This window comes from Clostridium chrysemydis (genome assembly GCF_015234215.1).
In the GTDB taxonomy this organism is placed as follows: Bacteria; Bacillota; Clostridia; order Clostridiales; family Clostridiaceae; genus Clostridium; species Clostridium chrysemydis.
The window spans coordinates 120,835-134,098 of the sequence record NZ_JADEKP010000001.1 but is presented as its reverse complement, the minus strand read 5'-3'; the positions used below and the strand labels follow the sequence as shown (position 1 = coordinate 134,098).

Here is a 13,264-nt window from a genome sequence, read left to right as displayed (position 1 = left end):
CAAAAATAAAAATGGATGTCCACTAGAGGCATCCATTTATTTATACTTTTTTACACAAAATCTTTGTGTAAAACCTAATTAACACTTATACTTTTAAATTCGAATTTATCTCCCCTATGTCTTGATTTAGAATATTCAAAAGGCTGTCCTGTATCTAAATAAGCTACTTGTTCTACTTCTAAGATAGGAAGTGGCTCATTAATTTTAAGCTTTTCTTTTTCTAAATCTGTAGGAAGAGATGCCCTTATTGTTCTGTGGGCACTTTTTATTTTTAAGTTTAAATTCTCTTCAATATATTCGTAAAGAGATCCTTTAATAGTATCAATCTTTAAGCCTGGGATTGTATCTATTGGCATATAAGTATATTCAACTACATAAGGCTCACCGTCTGCATATCTTGCTCTAACTATATAATAAACAAAGTCATCTTTATTTATCCTAAGCTTTTTAGATATTTTTTCATCTGGAGTTATTACTTTAAATTCTACTATTTCAGAAGTTATTTTTGCGTTTTTGAAAGTTCTTGAAAACCCTAAAAACTGATTAGATTCACTTATACTTGTAAATTCTTTTTCTGTTATGTCTTTTACAAAGGTCCCAGACCCTCTACGTTTAACAACTAATCCCCTAAAAACTAAGGTATCCATAGCTTTTTTTATAGTAATACGGCTTACACCATAATGCTCACACATCTCTTTTTCTAAAGGTAATTGATCGTTAGGTCCATATTTTCCTTCTTCAATTTTTTTAATTATATCTTCTGCTATTTCTTCATATTTAAGCATTTTTACTTCCTCCACATAAACTATAAATTAATTATAACATTTAATTATGTAAAGTTATATCATTTATAGGGAATGCTAATATTTAAATTAAAGATTTTGATTTATTATATTAAATCTATAAAGTATAATGGAAATATTGGTTTAAAAAACACTTAGGAGGATTAAAATGCTAAAGAAAACAAAATACTTAACATTAATTTTAACTATTTCAATCTTAGGAATATTTTTAGTTTCTTGTACTTCAAAAGATGATTCAAAATCACCTGAAGTTCAAACTAAAACTATAACTACTTCTGAAGTAAAAGAAAACTTAGGGAAAGACAATTGGGTGGTAGTTGATACTAGATCAAACGATGCTTTTAACGGTTGGAAGTTAGATTCTGTTTCTCGCTCAGGTCACATAAAAGGTGCTACTGATTTTTCAGCACTTTGGCTTGACGTTTCAGATAAAGACAAAGACGAAAAACTTGATAAAACTCTAAAAGATAAATGCATAACACCTGATAAAAATATAGTTTTATATGATGCTAACTCTAAAGACTCTAAAAAAATCGCGGATTACCTTTCTAAAAAAGGTTATAAAAACATCTATACTTATGACGTTAAAGAGTGGGCAGATGATAAAAGTTTACCTATGGAATCATTTGAAAATTACGATTTATTAGTTCCACCAAGCTTTGTAAATGACCTGATAGAAGGTAAAAAGCCAGAAACTTTTAATAATGATAACTTTAAAATATTTGAAGTATCTTGGGGAGATTTAGACCACGCTAAAGATTACAAAGCTGGTCACATAAAAGGCGCAGTTCACATCAATACAGACGAGATAGAATCAGCCCCTCTTTGGAGCTTAAACTCTGATAAAGATTTAATTAAGTTTGCTAAAAATAACGGTATAACTAAAAATGATACAGTAGTTTTATATGGCGCTGACCCTATGGCTTCATACAGACTAGCTGCAATTTTAACTTATCTTGGAGTTAAAGATGTCAGAGTCTTAAATGGAGGAACAGCCGCTTGGACTAATGCAGGTTTACCTATGGAAACTACAGTAAACCCTAAAAAGCCTGTAGATTCATTTGGTTCTGATAAGCCTTTAAAGAAAGACTATATAATAGATATAAATAAAGCTAAAGAAATCTTAAACGGAAAAGATTCTAAGCTTGTAGATATAAGATCTTACGACGAGTATATCGGAAAAACTTCAGGTTACCCTGATCTTTCAGAAAAAGGAAGACCAAAAGGTTCAACGTGGGGTAAAGCTGGTTCTGATGCTCACCACCTAGAAGACTATAGAAACATAGATAACACTATGAGAAATGGTGATGAAATACTTGCTATGTGGAAATCACTTGGAATAGATCCAAATGAAAAACTTGCCTTCTTCTGTGGTTCAGGTTGGAGAGCTGCTGAAGTTACAACTTACGCAAATGTACTTGGACTTAAAGATATATCTTTATATTCAAACGGTTGGTACGAATGGTCTTCAGATAAATCAAACCCTACAGAAACTGGAGAACCTACTAAATAATTATTAGAAAAGAGTGCTTAAATGAAAAACAAAACTAAAAGTATTTTATATTCAGTATTAACCTTTTTAAATATGGCAGTTTTAATAAGCTTACTTATTTTAAATAATTTATCAGAAAGTAAGATGGGTGTTATGAGATACTTAGTTTATACTCAGTATAATTACCCAAAGACCTTTTTTAGTAAAAGCTTAACTGCATTTTATCAAGGTATATTAGTTTTAATAATAGCTTCTATTATTTTCTTAATAGTAAAAAAAATTAAAACTAAAAATTATAATAAACCTTTTATAATAAATTCAATTATAGGAATAATATTTTGCCTTTTAGGAATTGCAATTTATCATATCCCAGCCCTTAATGAAGTTTTAATTTATTATTTCTTATGTATCGGTTTATTTTTAATTTCAATATTTGAATTTTTAAAATTACTTATAATTTCAAGAAGATAACCTTGCGCAAGGCTTAAAGCCTTGCGCTTTTTTATTAATTAAATAAAATTTTTATATTAATCCAATTCCCAAAATATGTTATAATTTATTCATTAAGTTTAGGGGGATAGCAAAGGGGGCTCTGCTATGAAAAAAATTATAATTGCACTTTTAATAATCTTATCTACTATTTTACTATTTAACTATGTAAAAAAAGCTGATAAAACTATCTATGGAAATAACGATAAAGAGATTTTAGAAGCTTTAAACTCTGATGAAATGCTAGGGGGTATTTCTAAATCTAATATTAAACTTTTAGATACTTTAAATATTGAAGATACTAAAGTTACTGGGTTTTATTCAGATAGAGCTAGCGGTTATATTTCTTTTGAAAAAAACGAATTAAATGATTATGTTTTTAAAGAAGCATCTGCTTATGAAAATCAAGGAGATGAATTTGAAACTAGATGCCACGCTTTACCTTTTTATAATAAAAACAGCTATATTTTAAGTCTTATTTTTATTAAAAATGTTAACGATAATATCAGGTATGCAGAAGTTTTAGTAAATAATGAAAAACCTATAAAAATAGATTTTAAAGATAAGCCTATGACTTTAGTAGATATAAATAGCAAAGGGGAAAGTTCTAGTATAACTGTAAAGTATTTTGATAAAGATTATAAATTAGTAAAAGAAGGCTAAAAAAAGAAGCATATATTATGCTTCTTTTTCTTTTAATTCTTCTTCTTTTCCTTCTTTGTCTGATTTTACTACTTGTACGTATTTTATTAAAAATAGTATTCCAGATAAAAGTAATGCAAGACCTAGTCCTGTATAGAAAAATGCTATAAATGTGTCAGGAACTAATCCAGAATATCTTAAATAAATTCCTCCACCCATCATAACTGCCATTATTATATATGATTTTAAATCAAAGAATTTATAAAAATATTGTTTTTCTTTATAATCTAAAATCCTAACAACGTGTTTTTGTACCATTTTATAAAATATCATTCCTAAGAATATTGAAAATACTACTACTGATAAAATAATATTTAAAATTGTAACGTGATCTTTATATGCTATAACGCCAAGTCTTACTATATTAAAACCTGCTATACTCCAAACTATTCCTGCTATTAATATAAGATAATTTTTATGCACTTTCATTTCTATCATCTCCAAATTTTTATTCAATTTAAATATATTATTATTTAATATTAATTATTAATAAATAACCTTCTATTCTATTTTAATTTATTCTTTTATAAATTTATAGTCCTTTTTTAATTAATTTTCAAATAATTAATATTTATATAACTCTATTTTTAACAAACAGGTAAAAAAATAATAGACCAAAATAAATATTTTAGTCTATTATCTAATTTACTCTTTATTCTGTGCAATTTTCATTAGCATAACTACTTGCAAACATAATTTCTGATAAATTACATTCTAAAACCGTGCAATATTTTATCCACACTTTTTAACATTTTTATAAATTTCTAAAAATTATCCATTTTTCCTGTGAAGAATGGTACTAAATAAATTAATATCGATATTAAGATATTTAATATTAAAAATATTTTATAAGTTAATTTACTTATTTTTTTTCGTGGAACTTATTTAAACTTAACATGTATGCGGGTATTATAGATATACTAATTGCAATAATAAATATAATACAACATATAATTATATTTATTACTAATGGCAATTCAAATGGAAATATTCTATTACTTAGAAAATCTCCGTTTAATAAGATTATAAAAGCATAAAATGGAATACTTATTATATAACACATAATATAATACTTTAAATAAATTAAATTTTTTTTCATAATTTAAAACTCCTACTTTGTATTCTCATTATATATCCTTATTCTTTGTATCTCTCGTATCAACATTGTAAGTATTAATGTTAGAGAATATATCATTTTTATACTTATGATAATATCTGGTTAAATGCCAATCCCATACTATTCTAATTAATTCTTTATTCTGTGCAATTTTCATTAGCATAACTACTTGCAAAAACAGTTTCTACTAAAACTAATCCTTTAATTATTTCTGAATTTTGAAATTCTAAACCTTCTGCAAGAAGTAATAAAAATAATCCTATTAAAATTATAAATAGCTTCTTTTGTCTTCTTCCATCCCCAACTAAAATTTTCTTATAAAGTGGCTCTAGTATTTTATCTAATAGTAAAGCTAATAGGATTAATACTATAAATTTTATTATAAACATACTACACCCCTATTTAATTGTATAATCTTGGAATAAGTTTGTAAATAAAAACCCTGTAGTCTAATTAAAAACTACAGGGCAAAATTATCTATTTCATTAACTTACAAATATCATTTGTAAATTCAACTGGATCTTCTATATTTAAACCTTCTACTAATAATGCTTGGTTGTATAAAAGATTTGTGTAAAGGCTAAATTTTTCTTTATCACTTTCCATAGATGATTTTAATGAATTAAATACTTCGTGGTTTGTATTTACTTCTAATATTCTTTTTGCTTTAAGCTTTTCGTTGTTTGGCATAGCATTTAAGATTTTTTCCATCTCTATTGAAAGTTCTCCTTCTGATGAAAGGCAAACTGGGTAGTTTTTAAGTCTGTTAGAAGCTCTAACTGCTGTTACTTTATCTCCTAAAGCTTCTTTCATCATAGAGAATAAGTCTTTGTTTTCTTCGTTTTCTTTTTCATTTTCTTCTTTAGATTCAATTCCTAAATCTCCGCTTGAAACTGATTTGAATTCTTTTTCTTTGTAGTTCATAAGAACTTTTATTGAGAATTCGTCTATATCTTCTGTGAAATACAGAATTTCGTATCCTTTATCTAAAAGCATCTCAGTTTGAGGCATTTTTTCTATTCTTTCGTTTGATTCTCCAACTGCGTAGTAAATGTATTTTTGATCTTCTGCCATTCTTTCTACGTACTCATTTAAAGTAACCATTTTCTTTTCTTTTGAAGAATAGAACATAATTAAATCTTTTAAGTCGTCTTTATTCATCCCAAAGTCATCATAAATTCCGTATTTAAGTTGTCTTCCGAATGATTTATAGAATTTTTCGTATGCTTCTCTATCGTTTTTAAGCATAGATTCTAATTCGTTTTTGATTTTGTTTTTAATGTTTTTAGCTATACGGCTAAGTTGTCTGTCGTGTTGAAGCATCTCTCTTGAAATATTAAGTGAAAGGTCAGCTGAATCTACTATACCTTTTACAAATCCAAAGTAATCTGGTAAAAGCTCTGAGCATTTTTCCATTATTAATACTCCGTTTGAGTAAAGTTCTAAACCTTTTTCATATTCCTTAGTGTAATAATCGTAAGGAGTATTTTCTGGAATATATAAAATTGAGTTGTAGCTTATCATTCCATCAACACTTATATGCATATGTCTTAAAGGTTTATCAAAACCAAATCTTTTTTCAACGTAGAAGTTATTATAATCTTCGTCTTTTAATTCTTTTTTGTTTCTTCTCCAAAGTGGAACCATACTGTTTACAGTTTCTTCTGAAACTTTTTCTTCGTATTCGTCCTCAGTTCCTTCTTTTAATTCTGACTTAACTATATCTAATTTGATTGGATATCTTATAAAGTCTGAGTATTTTTTAATTAAACTTCTTAATTTATATTCTTCTAAGAATTCATCATAATTTTCATCTTCAGTATTTTCTTTTAAGTGTAAGATTACAGAAGTTCCTATATTTTCTTTTTCAGCATCTTCTATAGTGTATCCGTCTACCCCGTCAGATTCCCACTTATAAGCTTTGTCTGAACCTAAGGCTTTAGATATAACAGTCATCTTATCTGCTACTAAAAATCCTGAATAAAAACCTACTCCGAATTGACCTATTATATCAAATCCGTCTTTTAATTCATTTTCCTTTTTAAATGCTAAAGATCCACTTTTTGCTATAACTCCTAAGTTATCATCAAGTTCTTCTTTAGTCATCCCTATCCCTCTATCTTGGATAGTTAAAGTTCTCTCTTCTTTGTTTGGGACGATTTTAATAAAGTAATCATCTTTATTAAAAGTAAGGTTACTGTCCTCTAAAGTTTTGTAATAAACCTTATCTGTTGCATCGCTGGCATTTGAAATTAACTCTCTTAAAAATATCTCTCTGTTTGTATAGATTGAGTTAATTACAATGTCTAATAATCTTTTTGATTCTGCTTTAAATTCTCTCTTTGACATCTTGAATTACTCCCCTTCAATTAAAATATTCTATGCGTTAGCACTCTCACCCTTAGAGTGCTAATCCCTAATAAAATATATAACACTATTCCTAATTAATGTCAACTCTATAGAAAAAAAGCTATACTAAAAATAGCATAGCTTTAACTCTTATTTATAAAATCTTTTAATTCATTAATCATTATTGGTTTTGAAAAATAAAAACCTTGGAAATAGTTACAGCCTATCTTACTTAAAGCTTCAAACTGCTCTTTTCTCTCTACTCCTTCAATAACAACATTAAATTCTAATTCTTCACCTATTTCTTTTATGCTATTTATAATTCTATACTCATTATCCACAGCATCATCTAAAATAGTCTTATCTATCTTTAAAGATTCTCCTTTAAATTTCTTTAAATAAGCAAAGGATGTATAGCCTGTTCCAAAGTCATCTAAAGATAACTTAAACCCGTAAAGCTTTAATAAATCTAAATTCTTTAAAGATACTTCCTCTTCTTCAATCATAACTGATTCAGTTATCTCTATACAGATATCCCTGCATTTAAGATTATTTTTTTCAACTATCTTTTTAGCTTTAATTGCAAAGCTTGGCTCTAAAAGCTGAATTGCAGAAACATTAACATTAAACACAACATTACCTATTCCAGACTCTTTAATTATTTTAATATCTTTGCAAAGCCTATCTATAACAAAATAACCTATTTTAATTATTTCTCTAGTTTCTTCAGCTATTTTTATAAACTTATCTGGAGGGATAAATCCAAGCTTTTTATTTTCCCATCTTATGAGAGCTTCTGCCTTAACTACTTCTTTATTCCTGTTAAGTATAGGTTGATATTTTAAAAATAATTCATTATTTTTTATAGCTTGTTCTAGTTCTATAGCTATAGTTTCCTCTTCTTCTGATTCTTTATATCCTTTATCATCAAAAAAGGCTAGTTCGTCACTAGAACCTTTCTTTTTGTTTGTATACATCATAAAGTCACTTTTCTTTATAAGATCACTTAAAGTGTTTCCATCAGTCGGATAAATTGCAGCACCTGCTGAAAATGTAACTAAAAGCTTTTTATCTAAAAGTCTATTTTCCTTAAAGACTTTAAATACATTATTTTTAAAGAAATTTTTAAGTTCCATCTTTGAGGTATAATTTTTATATAAAATTACAAATTCATCCCCTGAAACTCTAGCTAAAACTCCCCTATTTTTAAGTGCTTTAGATAATATCTCTGAAAATCCTTTAAGGTAATCATCCCCAGCTATATGACCATAAACATCATTTATATTTTTAAATTTATTTAAATCTATAAATATAATCGCAAACTCCCTACCTTTTTTAGCTTCTTTATTAAATTCTTCTAATAAGCCTTTTCTATTTAAAACCTTAGTTAAAGAGTCATATAAAATATACTCTTTAGCTTTTTCATCTATAGCTTCATCAAAAGCATTAACTATAAAATCTAGCTGCTCAAAACCTTCTTTGCTTTCAAACTTTTCTTCATCGTATTTATTTAAATAAACTAAAATATTTTTAAGCTTATTTATATTTAATAGAAGAGAGCCTAAGATTTTCTTTTTAACTACAATAAATGAAACTAAGGTCAATAAAATAAATACTAAAAACATAACTAAATTAATAGTGTTTACGTTATTTATAACCCTGTGAATAGTAGATGCATCATTATTAAATGCAAAAAGCATATTACCATTATCTACGATATGAACTCCCTTTTGACTTTTTATCTCCTCTAAAGTTTTAATACCGCTATAATAATCGTAGTATGTACCATCAAGCAATTTTATAAACATCTTTACTTTACCATCGTCTCCGTAAAGATCTCCCATATACCTCGTGAAGGTATCCATATATGTATTTAAAATCACGCAGCCTAGCACCTTATTATTTTTATCCTTAATGAAAGATACAATGGAGATAGTATATCTATCATTAAAGTAATCTCTATGCATTGGGGTAATTATAACCTTCTTACCTTCCATATTTTCTTTAAAAGCTTCTTCAAACCAAGGTCTACTTACCATATCATAATCTTTATGGTATCCGTTTGAACTATAAAGTTCTTTTTCATTATCATCAACTACGTAAATAGATTCTGCAAAACTTATAGTTGTAAGTAAAGCTTTAGCATACTTTACGTTGCTCATAATAATCTTTTCTTTATCTTCGTGAGACCCTTTTTTATTTAATAATTTAATAAGCTCTTTATCAGATGCAAAATCTGAAACAAGCTCCTCTAACCCATTAAAAGTACCTTCAGCTAATTTAGAAATCTGTTTGCTGTAGTTTACGTAGGACTTTTCGTTTATATTATTAGTTATTATCCTCGATGCTAAAAAGTCACCAATTAATAAGAAAGATACTAATACCAGATTTATTGTAAAAAAAGTCTTTAAATCTTTTAATATTTTCACTTAATTCCTCTCGCTTTCTTATTACAATCCTATTATTTAAATAATAATTTAATTTGTTCACCATAAATATGATACCAAATTTAATCATAATTTTTATAATTTATCAAAATTACTAACAAAAAGTTAATGCTAATTTCAAATTTAGTATTATTTATCCTAACTTTTTATTAATTGAACTAAAAAATTAGGATAATACTACTAAAAGTATTATCCTAATATTCTTATAAATTATATATTTTAATTTTTTCTGTCTAAGTATCTTACTTTAATTTATCTACAGCATATTTTGCTTGGTCTTTTGTGAACTTTTCACCATGCTGAGATATTAATTGATCATAAATTGCGTTTGGAGACATATTCATACTGTCTTGATAAGTCTTTGCTTTTTTAAGAGCATTTTCTTTCCAATTTGCTTCTACGTTATCTACAGCATACTTTGCTTGGTCTTTTGTGAATTTTTCTCCGTGCTTTGAAATTAATTGATCGTAAATTCCATCTTTAGACATATTCATAGTATCGCTATAAGTTTCTGCCTTTTTAAGTGCGTTTTCTTTCCAATTTGCTTCTACGTTATCTACAGCGTATTTTGCTGCTTCTTTAGAGAATTTCTCTCCGTACTCTGAAGTTAATTGATCATAAACTCCCTCTTTAGACATACTCATAGAATTACTATATACCTTTGCTTTTGCTAAAGCTGATTTATATTCAGTAGGAACTTTTTTCTCTTCCTTTTTTTCTTTTTTAGGTTTTGAAGTATCTTCTTTTTTAGTGTCACTTGCAGGCTTCTCCCCTGTAGCTACTTCTTGTTTCTTTGAAGTATCTGGTTTTGAATCTTCAGACATAGCGCTACCTACTCCCCCTAAAAGAATAACAACAACTACCCAGAACCAAACTCTCTTGTAAAGTGGTTTACCATTTTTCATTATTAATTCCCCCTATGTAAATAAATTTTAATCACCTAAATAATAGCAACATTTAACATTAAGTTCAATAATTTAGCATTCTTTGTTCATCTTTTTTAGCCTTATTTTTAAAGTTTTTCATATAAAAAAGTTCAACTAAATTTTTAGCTGAACTTTTATTATTTTTGACATATTATTTAACTTCTTTAAGAACTATTCCTTCCTTAAATCCTCCTCTTTCTTCTTTCTTTTCTAGCCTTTTATTTAAAAGATCTTCTTCGCTATATCCTAAGTTATCAGATAGAGCAAATAAGACTTCTAAGATATCTGCAAGTTCTTCTATATTTTTATCTTCTAAATACTCTTTAACTTCTTCTTTTAATTTTAACTCTAAGTATTCTGTCTTTAACTCCCCAGTTATAATTTCAGTTTTAGGAGTTTTTCCTGAAGCTTTTATTATTTCTGGTATTTTATCTCTAACTAATTTATTATAAACTTTCATTTTATTTTCCTCCTTGGAACTTATAATTTCTATTTTTATAAAATTCTATAACTCTCATATTTATAGAATCTAAAACATTTTCTTTAAAGCTATCAGAATCTATAAAATCTTTTAATTTATTACTTAATATAAACTCATCATTTTCTAAACTAAAGAATTCAGATCCTGTATTTAAAAGTGCCTTTAAAGGCATAGCTTTTGCTTTTTTAAGATATTTTTCTTTATCCCAAGATAAATAATCTTTAGTAGTTTTTGAAGCTAATAAATCCTGACCGTTAGAAGGGTTTTCGTAAAACTCCTTCATAAAATTATAGATATCATCTTCATTTATTCTAAGCTTAAAGTCACCTTTATTATAAAAAGCTAAAAGTATAGGCATCTTATAAGTTCTAGACATCTCTGTAGTTTCTATATAATTTATAAAATCATATCCTACAGTATCTAAAAGTTCTGATTTCTCTTCTCCTATCCTTTCTAGGAACTTTAAATAATCTTTGAAAGGATTTTCTTTTGCCTTTTTTCTAACTTCTTTATAAAGTTCATCATCCATAGAAGTAATTAATTCTACTCTACTTGGAGTATGTCCTATTTCTTCTTTTATAGAATTAAACTCATCTAAAATTCTAGTTTTTAAAAAAGTTTCATTTACTAAAACATATTTATAAAAATCTACTAATTTAAAATCAAAATCTACTAAACAGTCCTCTGGATAACTAAAACTATTTGGATTATTTTTAGAATCTTTAGTTTTTACTCCTCCTAAAAGCTTTGGAATAATGTTAGACTTTTTAAAATTACCTATAAAATCTAAAACATTAACATATTCTTTTCCCTTAGCTTTTCTAAGTCCTCTTCCAAGCTGCTGAAGAAATATTGTTTGTGATTCTGTAGGTCTTAAGAAGATTACCATATCTACAGTTTTTATATCCACACCTTCGTTAAACATATCAACAGAAAATATGATATTAATCTCACCTTTTGTTAACTTTTCTATAGCTTCGTTTCTCTCTAAGGCGTACTCTCCCTTTGAATCACTATAAACTGCACAAGCTTTAACTCCATTTTGACTAAAATACTTTGCCATATATTCAGCATGGTTTTTAGAAGAACAAAAACCTAAAGCTCTTTTAGAATTGTACTTACTGTAATGCTTAAATATTAAATCAGCTCTTTTATCTAACATAAGAGCTTTTTCTAATTCTTTTTCTTTAAACTTCCCTTTGAATTTTGGAATTTTAGTGTAATCTACAGTTTCATCAAACACTCCATAATATCTAAAAGGACATAAATCTCCTCTATTTATAGCTTCTGGAAGTCGTATTTCGTAAGCTACGTTGTAATCACAAACAGCAAAAACATCTTTATTGTCAAGTCTTTCTGGAGTTGCTGTTAATCCTAATAAGAATTTAGGTTTGAAGTATTTAATAATGTTTTGATAATTATTAGAAACTGAATGATGAAACTCATCAATAACTATATAATCAAAATAATCTTTTTTAAAATACTCTTCTTTTAAGTATTCTTCCTTACCTAAAGTTTGAACTGAAGCAAATACTATATTTTTGTCATTATCCTTATTTGAACTATTGAAAAATCCCATAGATTCATTACTTCTAACATTTTTATAACTATTAAAAGCTTGTTTTAAAATCTCTTCTCTATGAGCTACAAATAAAACCTTCTTAAAATCTAGAGAATCAAAAGCTGAAAGGTATGTTTTCCCTATCCCTGTAGCTGCAACAACAATCCCTTTATTGTATCCAAGCTTTCTTAATTTTTTAAGTTCATATAAAGCTTCAATTTGCGCTCCTCTAGGACTAAAAATATCTATTACTTTTTCTTCTTCTTTTGAAAAGTTTAACTTTGGTTTTTTATAAATCTTAGAGTAATTTTTAAGTTCTTCATCATTTAACATAATAGACTGATTTAAAAACAAATCTTCAAAGTTTCTAGATATGTAATTAAAATCTTCTTCATTTTGAGATTTTTCTAATCTATAATTCCACTCTATCCCCTTAGTTAAAGCAGAATTTGAAATATTAGAAGATCCTATAAAAACTTCTCCCTCATTATTTTCATAATGAAAAATATAAGCTTTAGGATGAAAAGATCTATTTTTCTCTTTATAAAAAGCCATATTAGCATTTTCCCCTAATATATCTTTCATAAGATATAAAGCCTCTGGCTGAGTTATCCCTAAGTAATTCCCTGTTAAAATTCTAATTTCGCATTTATTTTTAACAGCTTCTTCTATATCTTTTTTTAAAAGCTTAACCCCTGATTCCATAAGAAAAGCTACTATAATATCAACCTTTTTAGCTTTCTTAAAGGCTTCTCTTAATTTATAAACTAAAAAGTCTCTATCGCCCCCTAAAATACAATTATTATTAGAAGTTTTATATTCTGTAGAGGCTTCTTTTAATTCTATGTCATTTATATTTTCTATAACTAATGTCTCTTCTTTTAAAGTACTCAAGTT

11 protein-coding genes are annotated in these 13,264 nt (G+C 26.9%); 3 read left to right on the top strand and 8 right to left on the bottom strand.

Features of this window, described 5'->3' with window-relative positions:
* Positions 1–74: 74 nt before the first annotated feature.
* Entirely contained in the window at positions 75–785 is a 711-nt protein-coding gene (locus INR60_RS00655; protein WP_194189541.1) for a GntR family transcriptional regulator, read from the bottom strand.
* A 166-nt stretch (positions 786–951) separates the two neighbouring features.
* Here INR60_RS00655 and INR60_RS00650 point away from each other — a divergent pair, with 166 nt between their 5' ends.
* The 3 genes from INR60_RS00650 to INR60_RS00640 all read left to right on the top strand — a co-directional run bounded on the left by INR60_RS00650 (position 952) and on the right by INR60_RS00640 (position 3,447).
* Positions 952–2,316, top strand: coding sequence for a rhodanese-like domain-containing protein (locus INR60_RS00650; RefSeq protein WP_194189540.1), 1,365 nt, complete (start codon positions 952–954; stop codon positions 2,314–2,316).
* A 21-nt stretch (positions 2,317–2,337) separates the two neighbouring features.
* On the top strand, positions 2,338–2,766 hold the full coding sequence (locus INR60_RS00645) for a hypothetical protein (RefSeq protein ID WP_194189539.1): 429 nt from the start codon (positions 2,338–2,340) through the stop codon (positions 2,764–2,766).
* A 126-nt stretch (positions 2,767–2,892) separates the two neighbouring features.
* Entirely contained in the window at positions 2,893–3,447 is a 555-nt protein-coding gene (locus INR60_RS00640; RefSeq protein ID WP_194189538.1) for a hypothetical protein, read from the top strand.
* Between the two features lie 15 nt (positions 3,448–3,462).
* Here INR60_RS00640 and INR60_RS00635 read toward each other — a convergent pair whose 3' ends face one another.
* The 7 genes from INR60_RS00635 to INR60_RS00605 all read right to left on the bottom strand — a co-directional run bounded on the left by INR60_RS00635 (position 3,463) and on the right by INR60_RS00605 (position 13,261).
* Positions 3,463–3,915: a hypothetical protein gene (locus INR60_RS00635; protein WP_194189537.1), complete on the bottom strand. Its 453-nt coding sequence runs from the start codon at positions 3,913–3,915 to the stop codon at positions 3,463–3,465.
* 825 nt (positions 3,916–4,740) lie between these two features.
* Entirely contained in the window at positions 4,741–4,992 is a 252-nt protein-coding gene (locus INR60_RS00630) for a hypothetical protein (protein WP_194189536.1), read from the bottom strand.
* Between the two features lie 88 nt (positions 4,993–5,080).
* Positions 5,081–6,952: a molecular chaperone HtpG gene (gene htpG / locus INR60_RS00625; RefSeq protein ID WP_194189535.1), complete on the bottom strand. Its 1,872-nt coding sequence runs from the start codon at positions 6,950–6,952 to the stop codon at positions 5,081–5,083.
* A gap of 143 nt (positions 6,953–7,095) precedes the next feature.
* A complete protein-coding gene (locus INR60_RS00620) occupies positions 7,096–9,381 on the bottom strand; it encodes an EAL domain-containing protein (protein ID WP_194189534.1) in 2,286 nt (761 codons plus the stop codon).
* A gap of 260 nt (positions 9,382–9,641) precedes the next feature.
* Positions 9,642–10,304, bottom strand: coding sequence for an Ltp family lipoprotein (locus INR60_RS00615; RefSeq protein ID WP_194189533.1), 663 nt, complete (start codon positions 10,302–10,304; stop codon positions 9,642–9,644).
* A gap of 172 nt (positions 10,305–10,476) precedes the next feature.
* The gene (locus INR60_RS00610; RefSeq protein ID WP_194189532.1) at positions 10,477–10,785 is read right to left on the bottom strand and encodes a nucleoside triphosphate pyrophosphohydrolase; all 309 of its coding nucleotides are present in this window, start codon (positions 10,783–10,785) and stop codon (positions 10,477–10,479) included.
* A gap of 1 nt (position 10,786) precedes the next feature.
* A complete protein-coding gene (locus tag INR60_RS00605) occupies positions 10,787–13,261 on the bottom strand; it encodes a DEAD/DEAH box helicase family protein (RefSeq protein ID WP_194189531.1) in 2,475 nt (824 codons plus the stop codon).
* Between the last annotated feature and the right edge of the window lie 3 nt (positions 13,262–13,264).

Excerpts from the sequence above, each read along its gene's own strand:
- INR60_RS00645 (WP_194189539.1), top strand. The coding sequence starts at position 2,338 with ATGAAAAACAAAACTAAAAGTATTTTATATTCAGTATTAACCTTTTTA.
- INR60_RS00635 (WP_194189537.1), bottom strand. The coding sequence starts at position 3,915 with ATGAAAGTGCATAAAAATTATCTTATATTAATAGCAGGAATAGTTTGG.
- INR60_RS00655 (WP_194189541.1), bottom strand. The coding sequence starts at position 785 with ATGCTTAAATATGAAGAAATAGCAGAAGATATAATTAAAAAAATTGAA.
- INR60_RS00615 (WP_194189533.1), bottom strand. The coding sequence starts at position 10,304 with ATGAAAAATGGTAAACCACTTTACAAGAGAGTTTGGTTCTGGGTAGTT.
- INR60_RS00610 (WP_194189532.1), bottom strand. The coding sequence starts at position 10,785 with ATGAAAGTTTATAATAAATTAGTTAGAGATAAAATACCAGAAATAATA.
- INR60_RS00630 (WP_194189536.1), bottom strand. The coding sequence starts at position 4,992 with ATGTTTATAATAAAATTTATAGTATTAATCCTATTAGCTTTACTATTA.
- INR60_RS00650 (WP_194189540.1), top strand. The coding sequence starts at position 952 with ATGCTAAAGAAAACAAAATACTTAACATTAATTTTAACTATTTCAATC.
- INR60_RS00640 (WP_194189538.1), top strand. The coding sequence starts at position 2,893 with ATGAAAAAAATTATAATTGCACTTTTAATAATCTTATCTACTATTTTA.
- htpG (WP_194189535.1), bottom strand. The coding sequence starts at position 6,952 with ATGTCAAAGAGAGAATTTAAAGCAGAATCAAAAAGATTATTAGACATT.